This is a genomic window from Rhizobium sp. YS-1r (genome assembly GCF_000757525.1).
In the GTDB taxonomy this organism is placed as follows: domain Bacteria; phylum Pseudomonadota; class Alphaproteobacteria; order Rhizobiales; family Rhizobiaceae; genus Neorhizobium; species Neorhizobium petrolearium.
Genome location: NZ_JPYQ01000024.1, coordinates 91,509 through 113,107, shown reverse-complemented (window position 1 = coordinate 113,107; position 21,599 = coordinate 91,509). Strand labels below are relative to the sequence as shown.

Genomic DNA, 21,599 nt, shown 5'->3' with positions numbered 1-21,599 from the left:
ATCACTCGGCCGCCTGCGGATAACCGACGGTCGCCATCGGCTTGAACTCGTGCTTGTCCTTGCCGGAAACACGTTCCGACCAGGGATCGACCTGCGCGAACTTCTGGGAGAACACGAAACGTTCGTAATAGGCCTTGCGCTTGTCGTGATCCTCCATGATCTGCCGGCGGATCTCGTCGAGCCCGATGCGCTTGGCCCACTTGTAGATGCGCTCCAGATACCGGGCCTGCTCGCGATACATCTGGGTCAGCGCGACGATATGCTCGAGCGCCTCGTCCTCGGTCCTGACGAGGCCCAACACCTCCGTGCCCTTGATGTCGAGGCCGGCGGCGCCGGCGAAGTGGATCTCGAAACCGGAATCGACGCAGATGACGCCGATGTCCTTGCAGGTCGCCTCGGCGCAATTTCTGGGACAGCCGGAAACGGCCATCTTCAGCTTTGCCGGCGTCCAGGACCCCCACATGAATTTCTCGATGCGGATGCCCAGTCCGGTCGAATCCTGGGTGCCGAAGCGGCACCAGTCGGAGCCGACGCAGGTCTTTACGGTGCGAAGCCCCTTGGCATAGGCCTGGCCGGAAACGAAACCGGCCTTGCCGAGATCGGCCCAGACGGAGGGAAGGTCTTCCTTCTCGACGCCGAGCAGGTCGATGCGCTGGCCGCCGGTTACCTTCACCATCGGAATGGCGAATTTGTCGACCACATCGGCGATCGCACGCAATTCCTGCGAATTGGTCACGCCGCCCCACATGCGCGGCACGACCGAATAGGTGCCGTCCTTCTGGATGTTGGCGTGGACGCGTTCGTTGATGAAGCGCGACTGGTAGTCGTCGGCATATTCGTCCGGCCAGTCGCAGACGAGGTAGTAGTTGAGTGCCGGACGGCACTTGGCGCAGCCGCAGGACGTCTTCCATTCCAGTTCCTGCATGACGGCCGGAATGGTCTTCAGCTTCTTTGCCTTGATGAGTCGGCGCACATCGTCATGGCCAAGCTCGGTGCAGGGACACATGGGCTGCACGGCTGCGGGATTGTATTTGTCGCCGAGAGTGAGTGCCATAAGCTGTTCGACGAGACCGGTGCAGGAGCCGCAGGAGGCCGACGCCTTGGTATGGGCGCGCACGTCGTCCAGAGAGGTCAGGCCCTTGGCAGTGATCGTCGCAGTGATCTTGCCCTTGCAGACGCCGTTGCAGCCGCAGATTTCAGCATCATCCGGCAAGGCTGCAACGGCCGCCATAGGGTCCAGCGGGGATCCTCCCTGATAGGCCTGGCCGAAGATCAGCGTGTCGCGCATCTCGGAGATGTCGGTCGCCTTCTTCTTCAGATCGTTGAACCAGGCGCCGTCGGATGTCTCGCCATAGAGAACGGTACCGATAATGCGGTTGTCCTTGATGACGAGGCGCTTGTAGACGCCGGCGGTCGCATCGCGAAGCACGATTTCCTGCCGGTCGTCACCATCGGCGAAGTCACCGAGCGAATAAAGGTCGATGCCCGTTACCTTGAGCTTTGTCGGTGTGTCCTGATGGACGAAGCCGGCCGTCGTCTCACCCGCAAGATGAGCCGCTGCGACGCGGGCCATTTCATAGAGCGGCGCGACGAGGCCATAGACCTGGCCTCCGACCTCGGCGCATTCGCCAAGCGCCAGAATATCTCCATCCGAGGTTCCCATGCCGGCGTCGACGACAATGCCGCGGTTGACGGCAAGGCCGGCTTCCTTGGCGAGCGTCACATTCGGGCGGATGCCGACGGCCATGACGACGAGAGTTGCCGGGATGACACGGCCGTCGTCCAGTTCAACGCCTTCGACCTTGCCGTTGCCGATGATCTGTTTGGTGTTGGCCTTGCAGAGGACCTTGATGCCGCGCTCCTCGACGGCCTTCTGCAGCAGATAGCCGGCGGCGGGGTCGAGCTGACGTTCCATCAACGTCGGCATGACATGCAATACGGTCACATCCATGCCGCGCTGGGCAAGGCCGGCCGCGGCTTCGAGCCCTAGAAGGCCGCCGCCGATGACGATTGCCTTCTCGCGCGACTGGGCGGCGAGCAGCATGGCGTTGACGTCATCGAGGTCGCGATAGGTGATGACGCCCGGCAGGTCCTTGCCCGGCACCGGGATGATGAACGGTACAGAGCCGGTGGCGATCACCAGCTTGTCGTAGCGTTCGGTAACGCCGTGATCAGACGTTACGGTCTTCTTTTCACGGTCGATCGCGACGATCTTGTGACCCTTGTAGAGGGTGATGCCATGATCGATGTACCAGCCGTCGCCGTGAATAACGATCTGCTCATAGGTCTTTTCGCCGGAAAGGACCGGTGAGAGCATGATGCGGTCGTAGTTGACGCGCGGTTCGGCGTTGAAGATCGTGATCTCAAAGCGGCCGGGCGCCTGTTCGAAGAGGTGCTCCAGCATGCGCCCCGGGGCCATGCCATTGCCGATGATGACGAGTTTTTCGGTCATGTGCTCATTTCTCCATCAGATTTCTGCTGATGCAGCCTGGGGGATGGGCTCTGCCTGATCTGCAGAGCCCATAAGGTGGCGTTATTCAGCGGCGACGAGGGCCGGGGTCTTTGCCATCGACGCCCGCTTTGCAGCCGTGCGGGAATGCGTCGCATACAGAGAGAGGCCTACGAACGCGAGGCCGCCGACCAGGTTGCCGACCACGGTGGGGATCTCGTTCCAGATGAAGTAGTCCACGATCGAGAACTTGCCGCCGAGCATCAGACCCGAGGGGAAGAGGAACATGTTCACGATGGAGTGCTCGAAGCCCATATAAAAGAACAGCATGATCGGCATCCACATCCCGATCACCTTGCCGGATACCGAGGTGGACATCATGGCGGCAACGACGCCGGTGGAGACCATCCAGTTGCACAGGACGCCGCGAATGAAGAGCGTCAGCATGCCGCCGGCGCCGTGGGCCGCGTAGCCCACCGTCCGGCCTTCGCCGATATGGCCGATCGCCTGACCGACCGCATTCGGTTCGGTGGTGAAGCCGAAGGTAAAGACGATGGCCATCATCACCGCCACCGTCAGCGCGCCGGCGAAATTGCCGATGAAGACGAGGCTCCAGTTGCGCAAGACGCCGCCGGGGGTGACCCCGGGGCGCTTGTCTATGAGCGCGAGCGGCGCAAGTGTGAAGACGCCCGTCAGAAGGTCGAAGCCCATCAGATAGAGCAAACAGAAGCCAACCGGGAACAGGATGGCGCCGGCGAGCGGCTGTCCGGTCTGGACATTGATGGTGACCGCAAAGGCGGCCGCCAGTGCCAGGATCGCCCCCGCCATATAGGCGCGGATGAGCGTGTCCCGGGTGGACATGAAGATCTTGGATTCGCCGGCATCAATCATTTTGGTGACGAAATCGGCGGGCGTGACGTAGGCCATTTCAATTCCCCTTGTTGTCTTGGACGTGGCCGATGACCAGAAATTCAGCACAAAAAAACGCCGCTCGGAGTTTGCGTCCACGGGAAGGGAGGTGTCCCGGACAGCAAAACCTTGCGACGTCAATGTCTGTGTAAACGCTTATGGCGCGCTCATCCGCGCCGATCGCCATTGACCGGTGCAGAAACTATGAAGCAAACCGCGTGCCAATTCCTTGGTTTTTCAGTAAATATCTGAAAACAATTGGAATCTTATCCTGTTAAACTTCTCGCTTAAATTATCGGCGAGTGGCTTCTGTGCAATATTTTTGTGCGATTGCTGAAATGAGAGCATCAGGGATGTGCAGATGCCAATCCCTGTTAGATTTCATGGCTGTCGAAATGGCTTGCAAGAGCACTGCGGACGGCAAATTTTTCGACATAGGCTGGCATGTTCGAGGGGTCGAAAACGTGCCCGTCCATGAAGCGGTCGCCCTCTCTGTCGCCTTCGAGGCCGATATCGGAATCGTCCGGGCCGATGCCTAGAGCTTTCCGATAGAGATCAGGACGATAGGCGCGTTTAGCCGAATTCAGGCCTGCCTCGCTGAAGGTGGTCTGGCCCCAACGGATCATCTGGCTGTAAATCCACAGCGCATGGTTCGGCCGCGGATAGTTCGCGAAATCGCGATGGAACGTGAAATAGTCGGCGATGACCCGGCGGTTGCCTTTGGCGTCCAGACTGAATTCGCCGGCAAGCACATGGCGGATGATATCGACGGGGGCCGCGATGAAGCGCGGATCGGCCAGCGCCTCGGCCAAAGCGTCATGGTTTTCGGCGTCGTCGCACCAGCGCGCCGCGGCATCCAGCGCAACAATGAGCCGTGAGACGGTCTCCGGATGGCTTTCGGCCCATTCCGGTCGCATACCGATGACCTTTTCCGGTGCGGACGGCCAGATGTCCTGCTTGGCGGCGACGATACGGCCGACGCCCCGTCCGGAGGCCACCATGTTCCACGGCGCGCCGACGCAGAAGCCGTCGATGGCACCGGCGGCCAGTGCGTCGGAAGTCAGCGGCGGCGGTACCACGATGAGCTTCACGTCGCGGTCGGGATCGATGCCGCCGGCGGCGAGCCAATAGCGGAACTCGTAGTTGTGGGACGAGAAGGGGTAGGTCATGCCGAGCGTCGGCAGCGGTTCGCCGCGCTCCTTTATGACCTGCAGCACCTTTGCGAGCGCCTGGGCGTTTTCCAGCGCGCCCGCCGTCTCCGAAATCCCGCTGACTTCGCACATCCGCTCGAACAGCCGGATCGAAAGCGTGATGGCATTACCGCCGCGGCCGAGGGAGAACGGTGCAATGGTGGGTGAGGGGTTGGAGCCGAGACCAAGCATGGAGGCGACCGGCATGGGCGACAGCATATGGGCGATATCGAACTGCCTGAAGGCGAGGCGGTCCCGCACGTTGGCCCAGGAGACGTCCTTCACCAGATCGAGCGTCAATCCCTCCTTTTTGGCAAAACCGAATTCGGCTGCCGCGATCAGCACGGAGGCATCGACCAACGGAATGAAACCGGCGCGCAGCACTTTTGGACCTTCGCCATTGGAACGAGAGGGTGCGGAGAGATTGCTTCCGGTTTGGCTGATCTTCGTCATCATATTCACTCCGGCAGTCTCCGGGACACTTTCCTACTCGAAACCATCACATCAATAGCCCGGCCGCAGTCACCACGCTCTGGGCGATCTCCGACATTTTCTTCTTCTCGTTCATGGCTGTCTGGCGCAGCAGCGCAAAGGCATCCTCCTCCGACAAGCCTCGCATCTTCATGAGAATCCCCTTGGCACGCTCGATGACCTTGCGCTCTTCCAGCGCCGATCTGGCATCCGCAAGTTCGCGCTGCAGGCGGCTGAAGGCGTTGAAGCGGCTCACGGCCATGTCGAGGATCGGCTTGACGCGCTCCTTCTTCAAACCATCAACCACATAAGCCGAGACGCCGGCCTCGACGGCGGCTTCGATCGAGGCCGTGTCGGAGCGGTCGACAAACATGGCGATCGGCCGGCTCACCGTGCGGGTGAGCTGGAACAGGTGCTCCATCATGTCGCGGTTCGGGTTCTCAATGTCGATGACGATGACGTCCGGCCTCAGCGTCTCGACGATCCGGGCAACCCCATTTACCTCATGGATGACCGTGACATTGCCATGCCCAGCCTCCCGCAGCCCTTCCTCGATGATGGAAGCGCGGATGGCATTTTCGTCGATAACCAGAATGGTGAGATCGGGCGCTGACATTCCTATAGTGTTGCCGCAGTGCAGCAACCTTGGCAAGCCCACGATCACATTTGTGGATTTGTTCCATCTTTGGCCGGACGGAAAGAACCGGTTAACCTTTATTTTTTACTTCATGGAAGCATGTGCCACTCTCGTATTTCGTCCGGTTCTCATGCAATTTTCTCGTCATAATTTCCCTCAGAGTTCCGACCAGGCCAGCGCTGAAGACGATGCAGTCGACGGAGCGCGGCAGAACATTCGCCAGCAAAGTCTGGCGGAATTCAACCAGCCCGTCGTGGAGCAGGCGCCCTGGCAAGCGGCTTTCCGTCTGGCGCCGAACGTGCGCTTCACGCGGACGCCGGAAAAGATTCCGAATCGCAAGCCGGAACCGTTCGAGCCGCCCAAGGTGCTGACGCACGAAGAACAGGCCGAGCATTTTGAGGCCTTCCCGTCCGAAATCTTTGAAACGGCGGCGAATGATGCGGATGCCGCGCAGGAGATACCAGAGCCGATCGAACAGATTGCCGGCCTGCAACGGCTTGCGACGACGATGCGGCAGAACGCGGCGGAAATGCCAGAAACTGCCGCAATGCCCGAAAATTTCATTGAGGTTGCCATGCCGGAACCCGTTCAGGAAATGCCGGTAGCCACCTCGGCCCGGCGCGACATTGCGATCTCCGACTATGCTTTCTGGGATGCCATGCCCTTTGAGCTTGAGGGACCAACCATAGCCGAGCCGGCAATTGCGCCAGCTGAGCCGGGCGTGTCCCGTATCGTTCCGGAGCTGACCGGCTCGGTCGCGGCGCTTTACCGCGAAGTGCCGCGGAAGGCAGCAATCAGGACGGTGATGGTTGCGCCGTCTCCGAGACCGGAGCAAGTCAATACGCCAGAGCCGGTGGAGCCTGCGCAGCCAACTCCTCAAACTCCTCGGCCGGTCATCGGGGCGGAAGCCCCGGTTGCGGCGGAGCCTGCGCGCCCCCTTCCCGCGACAGTCTCCGTGCCGGTGCCGCATCCGGAAAAGGCACGCCCGCAGACGGTCCGTCCGGCGGTGGCGAAATACGAATTCCCGCCGATCTCGCTTTTGCAGGAGCCGCGGGGCGAGCGCGGCCAGGCGATGCAGCCCGACACCCTGCAACAGAGTGCCGGTTTGCTCGAAAGCATTCTCGAAGACTTCGGCGTCCGCGGAGAGATCATCGACGTGCGGCCGGGTCCGGTCGTCACGCTCTACGAATTCGAGCCCGCGCCGGGCGTCAAATCTTCCCGCGTCATCGGCCTGTCGGACGATATCGCCCGGTCGATGTCGGCCCTGTCCGCCCGCGTTGCCGTGGTGCCGGGTCGTAACGTCATCGGCATAGAACTGCCGAACGCAACGCGCGAGACGGTCTATTTTCGCGAACTGATCGAATGTGAGGACTATTGGGAGACAAAGCACCGGCTGGCACTCTGCCTCGGCAAGACGATCGGCGGCGAGCCGGTGATCGCCGAACTCGCGAAGATGCCGCATCTGCTCGTTGCAGGCACGACCGGTTCGGGTAAATCGGTCGCGATCAACACCATGATCCTGTCGCTTCTCTACCGGCTGCGTCCGGAGGAATGCCGGCTGATCATGATCGACCCGAAGATGCTCGAACTCTCGGTCTATGATGGCATTCCGCACCTTTTGACGCCGGTCGTGACCGATCCGAAAAAGGCCGTGCTGGCGTTGAAATGGGCGGTGCGCGAGATGGAGGATCGCTATCGCAAGATGTCGCGCCTCGGCGTTCGCAATATCGACGGCTACAACCAGCGTGCCGCAAGCGCCCGCGATAAGGGAGAGGTGATCACCGTCAGCGTCCAGTCGGGCTTTGATCGCACGACTGGCGAGCTTCTCTACGAGGAGCAGGAGATGGATCTTTCGCCGATGCCCTATATCGTCGTCATCGTCGACGAGATGGCCGACCTGATGATGGTCGCCGGCAAGGATATCGAAGGCGCGATCCAGCGGCTGGCGCAAATGGCACGTGCCGCCGGCATCCATCTCATCATGGCAACCCAGCGTCCCTCGGTCGACGTCATCACCGGCACGATCAAGGCGAATTTCCCGACCCGTATTTCCTTCCAGGTCACTTCGAAGATCGATAGCCGCACGATCCTCGGGGAGCAGGGGGCCGAACATCTGCTCGGCCAGGGCGACATGCTGCATATGGCGGGCGGCGGCCGGATTTCCCGCGTCCACGGGCCGTTCGTCTCCGATGCAGAAGTGGAATCGGTTGTCCGTCACCTCAAGACACAGGGGCGGCCGGATTATCTCGGCACGGTCACGGAGGACGAAGAGGAGGCCGAGGAAGAGGAGGTTTCGCAGGAAGCTGTCTTCGACAAGAGCGCCATGGGCGGTGATGACACCGACGAGCTCTACGAAAAGGCCGTCAAGGTGGTCATGAAGGATCGGAAGTGCTCGACCTCCTATATCCAGCGGCGCCTGTCGATCGGTTACAATCGTGCCGCGTCGCTGGTGGAACGCATGGAGAAGGAGGGTCTGGTCGGTCCAGCCAATCACGTCGGCAAGCGCGAGATCATCACGGGCGGGCGATCGAGTGCGGCGGTGCAGGACGGTTTTGAGGAGTGAGGTGAGGATCCCTTCACCAACAAAATCTAGCACTTAGCTTCGCTAAGATGCTGATTTTGTAACCTCTCCCACAAAGGGGAGAGGTAGGCGCCGAGCTTCCGGCACCGGTTTCTCTCCCCTTGTGGGAGAGAAAGCGATTTCAACATCTTAGCGAAGCTAAGTGTTAGAAATTGCAAGTGAGGGGATCGCGCTTGATTTCTCGATAAGCCTCAACGCCTGCGAATATAGTCGCTCAGCCGGCTTGCTGCATCTTCGATCTGCAGCGGATCGCGCAGATAGCAGGCGCGCATGAAGGCTGCACCGCCCGGACCGAAGGCGGTGCCCGGCGCCATGCCGACGCCTGTCTTGTCGACGATCCTGAACGCTTCCTCACGGCTGTCTGTGACACCGTCGATCTTCAGGAACGCGTAGAGGGCTCCCTCCGGTTTGCGCGTTTCCACCCGGTTGGTGGCGATCAGCGCATCGCAGAGAATGTCGCGCGATTTTCGCGCTCGCTCGATATTCGAACGGATGAAATCGTCGCCCTCTTCAAGGGCGGCGATCGCGCCTTTCTGCATGAACTGCGCAACACCCGAGGTCGAATACTGGATGAGGTTGGTCAGCGTCTGGCCGATCTCGGCAGGCGCCACCATCCAGCCGACGCGCCATCCGGTCATGCACCAGTTCTTGGAGAAGGAATTGGCGAAGATGATCCGGTCTTCCGGCTCCATGACGTCCATGAAGGACGGCGCGCGGGCGCCCTCGAAATAATAGAGGCCGTAAATCTCGTCGGCGATGATCCAAAGGCCGTGCTTGCGGGCAAGTTCGAGGATCGCCTTCAGGTCTTCATGCGTAGCCGTCCAGCCGGTTGGATTGGATGGCGAATTGATGAACAGCGCGCTGGTTTTCGGCGTGATCGCCGCCTTCAGGCGTTCTATGTTGAGCACCCAGCGGCCGTCAGCAAAACCCAGTTGGACGGGCACGGCCTTGGCTTCCGCGACACCGATCGAGTTCACCACATTCGGCCAGGCGGGCGAGAGATGGATGATCTCGTTGCCGGCGGAGGCGACCGTCTGGATGGCGAGAACGATCGACTGCATACCTGAGCCGGTGACATAGATATTGTCGGTCGACAGGCTGGTGCCGTAGTGCCGCCGGTAATAGCGGACGATCGCTTCACGAAGCGGTGGAATGCCTTGTGTCCAGGTGTAGAAGGTCTCGCCGGCGAGCAGGGCCTCGCTGGCCGCGCGGGTGATGAAATCCGGCGTCGGCAGGTCGCCTTCGCCGATCCAGAGCGGCATCAGGTTTTCCCGGCCGCGGGCGTGGGTGACGATCTCTCCGATGCCGCTGCGTGGCGCTGCCGCGGCGCGGGCGCTGATATCCGGTCTGATGATGGTCATGGAGGGCCTGTCGATGCTGGAAGGGTGTTTTCCTGCGTAGGCCCGGCCCATGCGCCGGTCAATATTTTTCCGACTTCAGTGGCCTTGAAAACGGCCGAATGTGCCGCGGGAGAAACACAAGGGATCGCCCTCGCGATGAGCGGCGCGAAGCACCCTGCCGAGGATCAACGTGTGGTCGCCTGCATCGTGCATGGAGGAGAGTTTGCACTCGAAGCGGGCCAGCGTGCCTGGGATGACCGGCACGCCTTCGAGGTTTTCCAGCCAATGCAGATCGTCGAAGCCCAAACCGCCGCGGGTGAAGCGGGTGCTCAAGCGGTCTTGCTCGGCGCTCAGCACGTGGATGGCGAAATGGTCGGCCGCCGTGAAGGCACCGTGGCGGGACGAGCTTTTTGCGGGAGACCAAAGGACGAGCGGCGGGTCGAGCGACACGGAGGTGAAACTGTTCACCGTCATGCCGATCGGCCCGTCGGGTGTTCTTGCCGTCACCACCGTCACCCCTGTCGTGAACGCACCGAGCGCATCGCGGTAATGCCTGGCGGTTGATGCGTCCGGAACGAAGACCTGTTCGTTGGGTCCATGGGTGGCGTTGGCGGATATCGTCATGGCACAGGCTTTCCGATAGCCGCGGTATAGAGTTCGAACCAGGTCTGGCGGTCGATCGCCACTTTCGTAGCGTCGCCGATCTTCTTGATGCGGTCGGGATTGTTGGTGCCGAGCACCGGCAGGATATTGGCCGGATGGGTAAGCAGCCAGGCGACTGCGACGGCGGTGGCGTCGACACCTTGTTCGACCGCGATGCGTTCCAGCACCTCGATCAATGCCGCATTTTCCGGCTTGAAGAGTGAACCACCGCCGAGCGGCGACCAGGCCATCGGCGCAATGGCACGTTCCCGCAGATAGGCGAGGTCGCCATTCGTGAAGGCATCCGTCGCCAGCAGGCTGATCTCGATCTGGTTGGTGAGGAGCTGGGATTCCATCGAGGACTGCAGCAACGAGAAATCGTAAGGCCGGAAATTGGAGACACCGACGGCGCGCACCTTTCCGGATGCGACAAGGGCATCGAGCGCCGGTCCCGTTTCATCGGGATCCATGAACGGATCGGGACGGTGGATCAGCAGGAGGTCGACGTAGTCGGTCGCCATATCCCGCAGCGAGGCTTCGACCGACGCGTTGATATGCTCGGCGCTGGTATCATAGTGCTTGCCGCGAACCGCGGAATGCCGGCCGGCCGGCGCAACGATGCCGCATTTCGTGATGATCTCGATCTTGCCGCGCAGCGAAGGCGAAGCCTTCAGCGCCGCGCCGAAGATCGCCTCGGCCGTGTAACCGCCATAGATATCGGCATTGTCCATGGTGGTGATACCCTGCGCCAGGCAGGCTTCGACCTTGGCCTGGACATGTTTCGGCGAGGTGTCTGCATCGTCGCCGATGCGCCACAGGCCGTAGACGAGACGGCTCAGTTCGAGTTCTGGCGAAAGTTGGATGCGGTCCATCAGTGGTTTTCCCATTAGTATCGTATCCCTGCGCCGAGCGGTGTTGCGGGTGTTTCGGCCGGGACCCGGCCATAGACATGGGGCAGCGAGCAGGTTTTCATCTGCGGCAGCACCTTCTGGCCGAAATGTTCCGCCTCGTCGAGATGCGGATAGCCGGAAAAGATGAAGGCCCGGATACCCATCTTCCTGTATTCCTCGATCTCGGAAAGAACCTGGTCCGCCGAGCCGACGAGCGCCGCGCCGCAACCCGAACGCGCCCGGCCGATGCCGGTCCAGAGATGCGGCTCGGCATAGCCGAACTTGTCGGCGAGTTCGCGGGTTCGAGCCTGATGCGATACGCCAAGCGAGGTGCTGTCATGGGCGCGGTTGCGGATCAGCTGGCCGTATTCGTCATCAAGTTTCGAGACGAGGTGTTCGGCATATTCGCGGGCTTCTTGCTCGGTATCACGGACGATCATATGGATGCGCAGGCCATAATCGAGCGTGCGGCCATGCGCCTCAGCGCGGGCATGAACCGCCTTCATGCGCTCGGCTATCTGTTCCTTGGGTTCCGGCCACATGAGATAAACGTCGCATTGGGCGCCGCAGAGCTCCAGCGCGTCTGGAGAGTAGCCGCCGAAATAGAGGAGCGGCCCACCGTTCTGCTGGTAAGGTCTCGCCGGATCGGTGGTGAGTCCCTTGAAGTTGTAGACCTCGCCCTCATGATCGATCGTGTCGCGCGTCCAGGCCTGGCGCAGGATCTGCACGACCTCATGGCTGCGGCGGTAGCGGAAGGCGCTGTCGGCAACCTCGCCCGGGAAATCCGAGCTGATGACGTTGAGCGTCAACCGGCCCTTCAGCATGTGGTCGAGCGTCGCGACTGTGCGGGCGAGCATGATCGGCTGCATCTCGCCGCAGCGGATGGCCGCCAGAAAATTGATCCTGTCGGTGATCTGCGAACAGGCTGCGACGAAGCTCAATGTGTCCTGACCCACCTGATAGGAGGATGGGCAGAGGATATTGCGAAAACCCAGAGTTTCGGCGCGCTTCACGATATCGGAGCAGTGTTCGAAGCTCGATTTGAGCGCGTCGTCCGGCACCCCGAGATAGGCATAGTCATCGGAGCAGAGAGCGGCGAACCAGGAAACCTCGGCCGCATCGAGATCCGGCGATGTGATGGGTACGACGGTCATCAGTTCCTCCTCCGCGTTTGACGATTGTCACTTGCATAACATCCGATTTGATGTAGATCAATGATGTATCAATTTAAGTTCACGGTTCCTGGGGAGGGGAGTAGGAGTTCATGGAAAGCCATCCGGGCAGCCTGCCGATCTATCTGCAGATCACCGAACTGCTCGTGCGCGACATCGCGGCCGGCCGGCTGGTCGACGGCGAGAAGCTCGCGCCGGAACGCGATCTGGCGGCTGAGCTCGGGATTGCAGTCGGCACGCTGCGCAAGGCGCTGGCGGAACTGCAGAGCCGTGGGCTTCTGGACCGGGTGCAGGGGTCGGGCAACTACATCCGGGCGATCAGCGACCCGAAGAGCGTCTATGCCATGTTCCGGCTGGAGCTCATCCAGGGTGGGGGGCTGCCTACGGCCGAGGTTCTGGATATTGTTCGGCTCGACAAACCGAAGGACCTGCCGGGGTTCGGCTTTTCCCCGGAGGGACACAGGATTCGGCGGGTCCGAAAACTGTCGGGGAAGGTGGCGGCGCTGGAGGAGATCTGGCTCGACGGCTCCTATATATCGGCGATCACGCCGGAAGACCTCTCGGAATCCCTCTATCTCTACTATCGCAGCCGGCTTGGCCTCTGGATCGGCCGGGCGGAAGACAGGATCGGCCTCGATAGTGTGCCCGAATGGGCGCCGCCGGTCTTCGGACCGAAGCCGGGCGCGCCGGTCCCTCATGTGCTGCGCATGAGCCAGGCGCAGGATGGCGTGGTGGCTGAGGTTTCCCATACATGGTTCGACCATTCCGTGGCGCGTTACGTGTCGCGGCTCAGGTAGGTCATCCGAATTGAGCAACACACGTATGAAATTCGAAACGACGTCAGACGGCTTTTCCATCTCGCTGAACGGACGCCTGATCCTGCGTCACGGCGCCTCCTCGCCGTCCATTTTCATCGGTCATGGCCAGGAGAGGATGGAGATGTATCGCGGCAATTTCGAGGTCGAAGACTATATCGAAGAGCGCAGTCCGCTCAGGCATGTGGAGATCGAGGACAACAGGATCAGCCTGTCGGAGGCGAAGGGCCGCGCGCCGCGCCTGGAACTGACGATCTCGGATTCTGTGATCCACTTCCGATCGCTGGACGACACCATCAACCGCCTCTGGATTCGCATCCCTGCGGAGAGCGACGAGCATGTCTGGGGCGGCGGCGAACAGATGTCCTATTTCGACATGCGCGGCCGCCGTTTTCCGCTCTGGACCTCCGAACCTGGAGTCGGGCGCGACAAGACGAGCGAGATCACCTTCAAATCCAACCTGAAGGACAAGGCGGGCGGCGATTATTACAACACCAATTACCCGCAGCCGACCTATATCTCCTCGGCGCGTTACGCGTTGCATGTGGAGACTTCCGCTTATTCCGTCTTCGATTTCCGTCGCAAGGCATTCCATGAGATCGAAGTCTGGGCGGTTCCGGAACGGATCGAGTTCTATTCCGCGCCGACCTTCATCGAACTGGTGGAAGCATTGTCGCTGCGTTTCGGGCGGCAGCCGGAATTGCCGGAGTGGGTTTACAACGGGGCGATCATCGGCCTCAAGGACGGCATCAACTCCTTCGACCGGCTGGCAAGGATGCGGCAGGCCGGTGTGCAGATCTCCGGCCTCTGGTGCGAGGATTGGGTCGGCATCCGCCAGACCTCGTTCGGCTCACGCCTCTTCTGGGACTGGCAGGCGAACGACGAGCGGTATCCGGGCCTGCGGCATCGCATCGCCGAGCTGAACGACCAGGGCATTCGCTTTCTCGGCTATGTAAATCCCTATCTCTCCGTCGACGGGACTTTGTTTCCGGAAGCTGAGGCGGCCGGCTATTTCGCCAAGGACCAGCTCGGCCGTACAGCAATTGTCGATTTCGGCGAGTTCGATTGCGGCGTGATCGACTTCACCAACCGGCAAGCTGCCGATTGGTTTGCCGAGGAGATCATCGGGCGGCGCATGCTCGATTTCGGGCTTTCCGGCTGGATGGCCGATTTCGGCGAATACCTGCCGATCGACGTGGAACTTTCGAACGGCATCGACGCCAAACTGATGCACAATGCCTGGCCGGTGCTCTGGGCCGAGGTCAATGCCAGGGCGGTGGCGAGCCGCGGCAAGACCGGCGAGGCACTGTTCTTCATGCGCGCGGGTTTTACGGGCGTGCAGAGACATTGTCCGCTGCTGTGGGGCGGCGATCAGTCGGTGGATTTCTCCCGTCACGACGGCCTCGTCACCGTCATATGCGCGGCGCTTTCGTCAGGCCTGCTTGGCAACGCCTACCACCATTCCGATATCGGCGGTTACACAAGCTTGTTCGGCAATGTCCGAACTTCCGAACTTCTGATGCGCTGGGCGGAGATGGCCGCCTTCACGCCGGTCATGCGCACGCATGAGGGAAACCGGCCGCGCGACAACATCCAGATCGACCAGGATCCGGAGGTGCTCGCGCATTTCGCACGGATGACGCGGATCTACGTGCATCTGGCGCCCTATCTGAAAACGCTGTCGAAGGAGGCGGCTGCCCGCGGCCTGCCGGTCCAGCGACCGCTCTTCCTGCACTACGAGTACGATCCAAGGACCTATCCCATCCAGGATGCCTATCTTTACGGCCCTGAACTGCTGGTGGCGCCGGTCTGGCATGCGGCGCAGGAGAAACGCACCGTATATCTGCCGGAGGGTGCGGAGTGGGTGCATGTCTGGAGCGGTGAGGCGTTTTCGGGCGGGCAAGAAGTGACCGTCGCCTCGCCGATCGGTAGTCCGCCGGTGCTTTATCGCAAGGATGCAGCGTTTGCGGAGATTTTTGCGACATTGAGGGAAATTTGAGGGCGGCGAGCCGTCCTCAAATTGGATATCACCGCGCCGCCCAATTCGCTCCACGTCTAAAGATCGTCTTCATCTGCGGCACATCGAATTCCTTCGCCTGATGGCCGAGCGACGAATAGAAGACGCGGCCCTTGCCGTATTTCCGCTTCCACACCACCGGCATGACGACGCCGTCAATCCAGTATGCGTGATCGCCGGTGAAGGTGGTCGTGGCGAGGACCTCATTCGAGGGGTCGACATGCATGTAATACTGCTCGGACGTGTAGGGGAAATCGCTGATCCCTTCCATCAAGGGATCGTCGGGCCGGGTGATGTTCACGGTGTAGTCGATGATGTTGCCGGGATGGGCCACCCACTGGCCGCCGATGATGAACTGGTAATCGACGGAATCGCGGAAAGCGTCGCCCGCGCCGCCATGGTAGCCGGCGATGCCGACGCCGTTCTGTACGGCCGCGGCGAGGTTCTTCACCTCTTCCTTCTCTATCTTCGACATGGTCATGATCGGCACGATCAGGCTGAGATCATGGATCGAGGGATCGGCGAAGGCTTCGGTCGAATGTTCCAGATAGACCTTGAAACCATCCTCTTCGAGCATGTCCTTGATAATGGCTGCGCATTCCTGCGGCTCGTGGCCGCTCCAGCCGCCCCAGACGATCAGTGCTTCGCGCATTTTCTTCTCCTCCAAAATCATAAGGCCAGCAGGCCGTCGATCAGCGACTCCGACAGGGGTGCCGGGCGTTCCGTTGCAGTGGTGATGGTGATCGTCCGGCCTTCCGCGGCTGCCGTGTGGAAGGCTTCCATGACCTCCAGTACATGCAAGGCCAGATCGCCGTTCGCCCGGTGCGGGCGATTGGAGCGGATCGCATAGGCCATGTCGGCGACGCCGATCGAACGGTAATTGCCGTCCGCATAGGGCATGGTGACCGGCTGGTCCTCGAACTGGCCGCCCTTCTTCAGATATTCGACCGGGCCGGCGAAACGGTTCGGATCCGGCACAATCAGCGTACCTTCGGTACCATAGACTTCGAGCGGTACATGCTTGTGGCCGGCGACATCGAAACTCATGCCGATCTGCACGACCGCGCCGTTGGCGAAGCGCATCACGCCCGCCACATGGGTCGGCACATGCACGGGAATGCGCTCGCCGTTGCGCGGTTCGCTGGTGATGGTGCGCTCCTTGCGCGGGGTGATCGCAAAGCCCGCGACCTGCGCGACAGGGCCGAGGAGATTGACGAGATCGGTGATGTAGTACGGCCCCATGTCCAGCATCGGGCCGCCGCCGACCTCGTAATAGAAGGCGGGGTTCGGGTGCCAACGCTCATGGCCGGGGCACATGAAGGTGGCCGTGCCGCCGACCGGAATGCCGATGACGCCCTGGTCCATGAGCGCGCGGGCGGTCTGGTGGCCGCCGCCGAGGAATGTATCGGGCGCTGCGCCGATGCGCAGGCCTTTTGCCCTGGCGGTATCGGCCAGTTTTTTCCCTTCCGCGAAATTAATGCCGAGCGGCTTTTCCGAATAGGTGTGCTTGCCGGCTTCCAGCGCCTGCAGTCCAACCGCGACATGCGCTTTCGGGATGGTCAGGTTGACGATGATCTCGACTTTCGGATCAGCCAGCAGATCAGCGACAGCCTTTGCCTGCAGATTGAATTCGGCAGCCTTGGCCTCGGCGAGATCGCGATTGAGGTCGGCCAGCCCGCGAATGTCGAGGATCGGAAAGGTGGAGGTCATCGCCTTCAGATAGGCGCCCGAAATATTGCCGCATCCGATGATGCCGATACCGACTTTGTCCATCATTCTCCTCCCGATGAATTCTGCCTGTTCGATGCGTCAGAGCGCCGGTCCCGTGGTGCTCCAGGGCGATTCGTAAAGCTCGTAAAGCGCGACGGCGGCAGCGCCCTGAGCCCAGAAATCGTCCGTGGAATCGTCGAATACGAGCTCGCTGACACCCTTAAGCGACGGTGGAATGGCAAGCGCATAGGCATCGCGCAAACTGTTGAGAAATGGCTCTCCAAGCGCCAGCGACGACCCGACGAGGATCACGCGCGGCGGCGCGAACAGCGTGACGATATTGGCGATCGTCAGTCCGATTGCCTCGCCGGCACGTACCGCCGCGGTGATCAGTCGGTCGTCATCGGCCTGGATCAGCGCCTGGACATGGGTCATACCGCGACCGAGCCGTATCGCTTCGGCGAAACGCCCATCAGTCTGCTGTTCACCCAGAATGGCGCTCTCTCCCGCCTGACTTGAAAGGCGTATGACGCCTTGTGGGCCGATGCCGAGCACAAGGTCTCCGAGATTGTGGCTGAGGCCGCCGGCACCGCGAAAGAGCCGATTGCGATGCAATACGCCGAGCCCCAGCGTCTGCTCCAGCGAGACCAGAACCATGTCTTCCAGCTCACGGGCCTTGCCGAACCAGTGGTGGCCAAGCGTGATGGCGTGCGCGTCGCTCTCGATAATCGTCGGCGTCGACAGGCGCGCTGACATTTCTGCAGCAAAATCAATATTGACTTCGCGAAAGATCGGGCTCGATCGGATATGGCCGGTGCGGTGTTCGACGACGCCGGGAATGCCGAGGCAAACGCTGTCGACATCCTCCAGCGAGAGGCCGGCATCTACAACGCAGCGACGCACGCCATCCTCGACAAGATCAGCGATTACCGCGATCGGCTGCCGGTCGATGCGGATCGGCAGCGTCAGCGTCGAAAGCACGTCGCCGCGGAAATTGGCGACGACGAAGACCATGCGGCTTGCGGCGATCTTGGCGCCGACGACGCGGGCGGCGTCCTGATTGACCTCCAGCATGACGCGGGGGCGACCACGCGCGGCCGCGTTGCGGATATCGCCTTCATGGCGGGTCAGGATCAGCCCGTCGTCGAGAAGGGATGCGGTGATCGCCGAAACGGTGGTGGTCGAGAGTTCTGTGCGTTCGCTGATCTCCACCCGGGAAATAGGTCCATGTCGCCGGATCGTATCCAGCACGCTCAAACGGTTGATGGCGCGCATCAATTCGGGATCGGCAGTCTTCATTGCGCAGGCATCCAGAACCCAATCAGTGCCTGCGGATTTTTTACGCCAGGCAAATTAAATTCACTTTCTTCTAGAGCGGAATTTCGCATAAGTGCAACAGGAATTTCTGTAAAGGCCGCATTTTCGCGCATTCAAGGCCGCTTCTCTGGGCAAGGTATTGACAGATTGCTAACGTCCGCGTTTATTTAATCCGGATGCAGAAATAAAGCGCTACGGGAGGAGTGCGATTATGGCTATCATCAGAACACACGGAATACGCAGGTTCAAGGTCGCGGCCCTGGGGGCCGCCGCGCTTATGGCAAGCGCCGCAGTCGCAGCTGCGGAATCGGTCATCACATGGATGTATGTGGAGGCCCAACCAAACGTGATCGAGGTCTGGCGCGGCATTGCCGAGCAGTTCGAAAAGGACCATCCGGGCGTCAAGATCGAGATGAAATTCCTGGAGAACCAGGCCTTCAAGGCGAAGATCCCGACCCTGCTGCAGTCGTCCGAAGCGCCGAGCATGTTTTACACATGGGGTGGGGGCGTTTTGAAGGCGCAGGCGCAAACCGGCATGCTGCGCGACGTCACAGGGGCGCTTGATGCCGATGGCGGCGCCTGGCGAAACACGATCAACGCGGCGGCCGTCGATGCGCTGACCTTCGACGACAAGGTCTGGGCAGCACCCTTCAGGACCGGCGTCGTCGCTTTCTACTATAACAAGGAACTGTTCCAGAAGGCCGGTGTCGATGCTTCCACGATCAAGACCTGGGGTAATTTCACCGATGCCGTCAAGAAGCTCAAGGCAGCCGGCATTACGCCAATCGCCGGTGGCGGCGGCGACAAGTGGCCTCTCCATTTCTACTGGAGCTATCTTGCCATGCGTCAAGCCGGCCACCAGGGGTTCGTCGACGCCAAAGCGGGCAAGGGTGATGGTTTCGCCAGCGAGCCCTTCGTCAAGGCAGGCGAATATCTGGCTGAGCTCGGCAAGCTCGAACCGTTCCAGAACGGCTATCTCGGTGCTACTTGGAACGATGCGCTCGCGGCGTTTGGCGACGGGCGTGCCGCCATTATCCTGAGCTTCGAAAACACGCCCGGCACCCAAGCCGTCAATTCCACCAGCGGCAAGGGATTGCCGGTGGAGAACATCGGCAGGTTCCCTTTCCCGGCGCTTGACGGCGCGCCGGGGGTCGTCACCGACAATTTCGGCGGCATCAACGGCTGGACGATCACCAAGAACGCGCCGCCCGAGACCGAAGAGTTCCTGAAATATTTCAGCAGCCCGGATGTGCAGCGAAAGCTGGCCCGGGATGCGAAGATCCTTCCCGTGGCCAAGGGCGCAAGCGATGCCGTGTCCGACCCGCTTCTGAAGGTCGCCGCGGAGGCGATCGCCAACGAGACGTGGCACCAGAACTTCCTCGATCAGGATCTTGGGCCCAATGTCGGGGCCGTCGTCAACGACATGTCGGTCGCCATCGTTTCAGGCCAGCAGTCCCCGGCGGACGCCGCCCAGCAGATCCAGGACGCGTTTTCGCTTGAGAACCCGTAAGTCCTGATCTTTACCGGCACCGCATCGCCGATCGCGGTGCCGGAACGAGTCAGATGTCATTCATGTCATGAGCGACCGCCACCGGCAGTCGGGGAGCCGCGACCATACCGATGAATACGACGTCAATATTGGCCAAATCGCTGCCCGCCTCAGGCGCTGGCATCACCGGCCGAACCAATCGCCGCCGTCGCTCGTTTGCGAAAAGCAAGTGGCCGGTGCTCGTACTCTTCCTGCCGCCGGCTCTCCTGCTGTTCACCGTGCTGGTCATCCTGCCGATGGGGGAGGCTGCCTGGTATTCCTTCTACAACTGGAACGGTTACGGCCTGCCGACCCAATGGGTCGGGTGGCGCAATTATCAGCTTGTTCTGCGCAACAGCGCGTTCATCCAGGCGCTGATCAACAACGGCCTCATCATCCTCGTCTCGCTTGCCTTGCAGATTCCCCTGGCGCTCTGGCTCGCCACCATGGTGACGACCCGCATCCGTGGCGCGCTGTTCTTCCGGCTGATCTTCTTCCTGCCTTATGTGCTGGCCGATGTCGCCGCCGGCATGATCTGGCGCTTCGTCTATGACGGCGATTTTGGCCTCGCCGCCGGTATCGCCCATTTCTTCGGTTTCGAGGCGCCGTTCCTGCTGGCCGACCGCGACACAGCGATGTATGCGATCCTCGCCGTGGTGGTCTGGAAATATTTCGGCTTCCACATGATGCTGTTCATCGCAGGGCTCCAGGCGATCGACAAGAGCGTACTCGAAGCCGCCGATATCGACGGCGCGTCCGGCTGGCAGAAGTTCCGCTTGGTCACCCTGCCGCTGCTCGGTTCCACCGTCCGGCTGTCGGTTTTCTTCGCGGTCGTCGGCTCGCTGCATCTCTTCGACATGATCATGCCGCTCACCGGCGGTGGGCCATCGAACGCCACGCAGACTATCGTGACATTTCTCTACAATTTCGGCGTGACGCGCATGCAGATCGGTTTCGGCAGCGCCGTCGGCGTGATCCTGTTCGTCATCTGCGTGACCCTCGCCTTCAGCTACAAGCGGATATTCATGCGCCATGACTGATATTGCCGCACCACCGATCGACGCAGCAACGGAGCAGACGGGCGGCCGCAGGCTCTCCGTCGGGACCAGGACCTATCTCTATGTCTGCCTGATTGTCGTCGCTGCCCTGGTCATCGTTCCACTCGTGAGCACCGCGCTCGGCGGTTTCAAGACGCTGTCGGATCTGAGGGGTAATCCCTTTGGCCTGCCGTCGGAATGGCAGTGGAGCAATTACGGCGACATCATCACCAGCCAGCGCTACTGGCTGCAGATGGGCAATTCCCTGCTCATCGCCGCGCTCACCGTGTTCCTGACGCTGACCTTTGCGGCAATGGTGGCCTTCTGTTTCGCCCATATCCGCTTTTTCGGCTCGGACTATCTGCTGAACTATTTCCTGACCGGCCTGATGTTTCCGGCTGCCACCGCCATATTGCCGCTCTATATCCGCATTCGCGATCTCGGTCTGCTCGACACCTATTGGGGCGTCGTGCTGCCGCAGGTGGCCTTCGGGCTCGGCATGAGCATCATCCTGTTCCGCAACTATTTCCGTGGCCTGCCGGTGGAGCTTTTCGACGCGGCCTTCGTCGATGGCTGCGGCTATTTCGGCTTCTTCTGGCACGTGACGCTGCCATTGTCGCGTCCGATCGTCGCGACCGTCGGCATCATCTCCTTCGTCGGAAGCTGGAACAGCTACATCCTGCCGCTCATCCTGCTGAATTCCGAAAGCCGTTATCCCTGGCCGCTCGGCATCATGGTCTACAAGGGAGAGTTCAGCACCGAATGGCATCTGGTGCTCGCCTTCATCACGCTCACCATCCTGCCGACCATCATCGTCTTTTTTCTCGCCCAGAAGCACATCATCGCCGGTCTCACCGCCGGTGCGGTGAAGTCCTGAGCGCAGGATCGGAGGTA

At 61.0% G+C, this 21,599-nt stretch carries 18 protein-coding genes; 6 read left to right on the top strand and 12 right to left on the bottom strand.

Annotated features, from left to right (window positions below):
- Position 1: 1 nt before the first annotated feature.
- The 4 genes from nirB to JL39_RS16560 all read right to left on the bottom strand — a co-directional run bounded on the left by nirB (position 2) and on the right by JL39_RS16560 (position 5,635).
- A complete protein-coding gene (gene nirB, locus JL39_RS16575; RefSeq protein ID WP_037152760.1) occupies positions 2-2,452 on the bottom strand; it encodes a nitrite reductase large subunit NirB in 2,451 nt (816 codons plus the stop codon).
- Positions 2,453-2,533: 81 nt separating this feature from the next.
- Entirely contained in the window at positions 2,534-3,376 is an 843-nt protein-coding gene (locus JL39_RS16570) for a formate/nitrite transporter family protein (protein ID WP_037152757.1), read from the bottom strand.
- A 356-nt stretch (positions 3,377-3,732) separates the two neighbouring features.
- Entirely contained in the window at positions 3,733-5,010 is a 1,278-nt protein-coding gene (locus tag JL39_RS16565; protein ID WP_200883968.1) for a CmpA/NrtA family ABC transporter substrate-binding protein, read from the bottom strand.
- A 37-nt stretch (positions 5,011-5,047) separates the two neighbouring features.
- Complete coding sequence (locus tag JL39_RS16560) at positions 5,048-5,635, bottom strand: ANTAR domain-containing response regulator (protein ID WP_037152751.1); 588 nt, start codon at positions 5,633-5,635, stop codon at positions 5,048-5,050.
- Positions 5,636-5,786: 151 nt separating this feature from the next.
- On the opposite strand from JL39_RS16560, the gene JL39_RS16555 reads away from it, so the two are divergent.
- Positions 5,787-8,219, top strand: a complete 2,433-nt coding sequence (locus tag JL39_RS16555; protein ID WP_052182968.1) for a DNA translocase FtsK — start codon at positions 5,787-5,789, stop codon at positions 8,217-8,219.
- A 209-nt stretch (positions 8,220-8,428) separates the two neighbouring features.
- On the opposite strand, the gene JL39_RS16550 is transcribed toward JL39_RS16555, so the two are convergent.
- The 4 genes from JL39_RS16550 to JL39_RS16535 all read right to left on the bottom strand — a co-directional run bounded on the left by JL39_RS16550 (position 8,429) and on the right by JL39_RS16535 (position 12,263).
- Positions 8,429-9,598, bottom strand: a complete 1,170-nt coding sequence (locus JL39_RS16550; protein WP_037153671.1) for a pyridoxal phosphate-dependent aminotransferase — start codon at positions 9,596-9,598, stop codon at positions 8,429-8,431.
- Positions 9,599-9,673: 75 nt separating this feature from the next.
- On the bottom strand, positions 9,674-10,201 hold the full coding sequence (locus JL39_RS16545) for a flavin reductase family protein (protein WP_037152748.1): 528 nt from the start codon (positions 10,199-10,201) through the stop codon (positions 9,674-9,676).
- The gene (locus JL39_RS16540; RefSeq protein WP_037152745.1) at positions 10,198-11,091 is read right to left on the bottom strand and encodes an aldo/keto reductase; all 894 of its coding nucleotides are present in this window, start codon (positions 11,089-11,091) and stop codon (positions 10,198-10,200) included. The genes JL39_RS16545 and JL39_RS16540 overlap by 4 nt, the downstream gene beginning before the upstream one ends.
- 14 nt (positions 11,092-11,105) lie before the next feature.
- Positions 11,106-12,263: an LLM class flavin-dependent oxidoreductase gene (locus tag JL39_RS16535; RefSeq protein WP_037152742.1), complete on the bottom strand. Its 1,158-nt coding sequence runs from the start codon at positions 12,261-12,263 to the stop codon at positions 11,106-11,108.
- 110 nt (positions 12,264-12,373) lie between these two features.
- On the opposite strand from JL39_RS16535, the gene JL39_RS16530 reads away from it, so the two are divergent.
- Positions 12,374-13,078 (top strand): GntR family transcriptional regulator, encoded by a 705-nt coding sequence (locus JL39_RS16530; protein ID WP_037152739.1) that lies wholly within the window; start codon positions 12,374-12,376, stop codon positions 13,076-13,078.
- 25 nt (positions 13,079-13,103) lie between these two features.
- On the top strand, positions 13,104-15,095 hold the full coding sequence (locus JL39_RS16525; protein WP_037152736.1) for an alpha-glucosidase: 1,992 nt from the start codon (positions 13,104-13,106) through the stop codon (positions 15,093-15,095).
- 28 nt (positions 15,096-15,123) lie between these two features.
- On the opposite strand, the gene JL39_RS16520 is transcribed toward JL39_RS16525, so the two are convergent.
- Genes JL39_RS16520 through JL39_RS32815 form a run of 4 tightly spaced genes read right to left on the bottom strand, consistent with a single transcriptional unit; the run spans position 15,124 to position 18,253 of the window.
- A complete protein-coding gene (locus JL39_RS16520; protein WP_037152733.1) occupies positions 15,124-15,765 on the bottom strand; it encodes a ThuA domain-containing protein in 642 nt (213 codons plus the stop codon).
- Between the two features lie 17 nt (positions 15,766-15,782).
- The gene (locus tag JL39_RS16515; RefSeq protein WP_037152731.1) at positions 15,783-16,886 is read right to left on the bottom strand and encodes a Gfo/Idh/MocA family oxidoreductase; all 1,104 of its coding nucleotides are present in this window, start codon (positions 16,884-16,886) and stop codon (positions 15,783-15,785) included.
- 36 nt (positions 16,887-16,922) lie between these two features.
- Positions 16,923-18,122, bottom strand: a complete 1,200-nt coding sequence (locus JL39_RS16510) for an ROK family transcriptional regulator (RefSeq protein WP_037152729.1) — start codon at positions 18,120-18,122, stop codon at positions 16,923-16,925.
- A complete protein-coding gene (locus JL39_RS32815) occupies positions 18,119-18,253 on the bottom strand; it encodes a hypothetical protein (RefSeq protein WP_265105708.1) in 135 nt (44 codons plus the stop codon). The genes JL39_RS16510 and JL39_RS32815 overlap by 4 nt, the downstream gene beginning before the upstream one ends.
- A 98-nt stretch (positions 18,254-18,351) precedes the next feature.
- On the opposite strand from JL39_RS32815, the gene JL39_RS16505 reads away from it, so the two are divergent.
- From JL39_RS16505 to JL39_RS16495, 3 genes are all read left to right on the top strand, one after another.
- Complete coding sequence (locus tag JL39_RS16505; protein ID WP_052182923.1) at positions 18,352-19,650, top strand: extracellular solute-binding protein; 1,299 nt, start codon at positions 18,352-18,354, stop codon at positions 19,648-19,650.
- A gap of 110 nt (positions 19,651-19,760) precedes the next feature.
- Positions 19,761-20,708 carry a sugar ABC transporter permease gene (locus JL39_RS16500; RefSeq protein WP_037152726.1) on the top strand — a complete coding sequence of 316 codons (948 nt, stop codon included), beginning with the start codon at positions 19,761-19,763 and terminating at the stop codon, positions 20,706-20,708.
- Positions 20,701-21,582, top strand: coding sequence for a carbohydrate ABC transporter permease (locus tag JL39_RS16495; protein WP_052182922.1), 882 nt, complete (start codon positions 20,701-20,703; stop codon positions 21,580-21,582). Before JL39_RS16500 ends, JL39_RS16495 begins: the two co-directional genes overlap by 8 nt.
- The last annotated feature ends 17 nt before the right edge of the window (positions 21,583-21,599 follow it).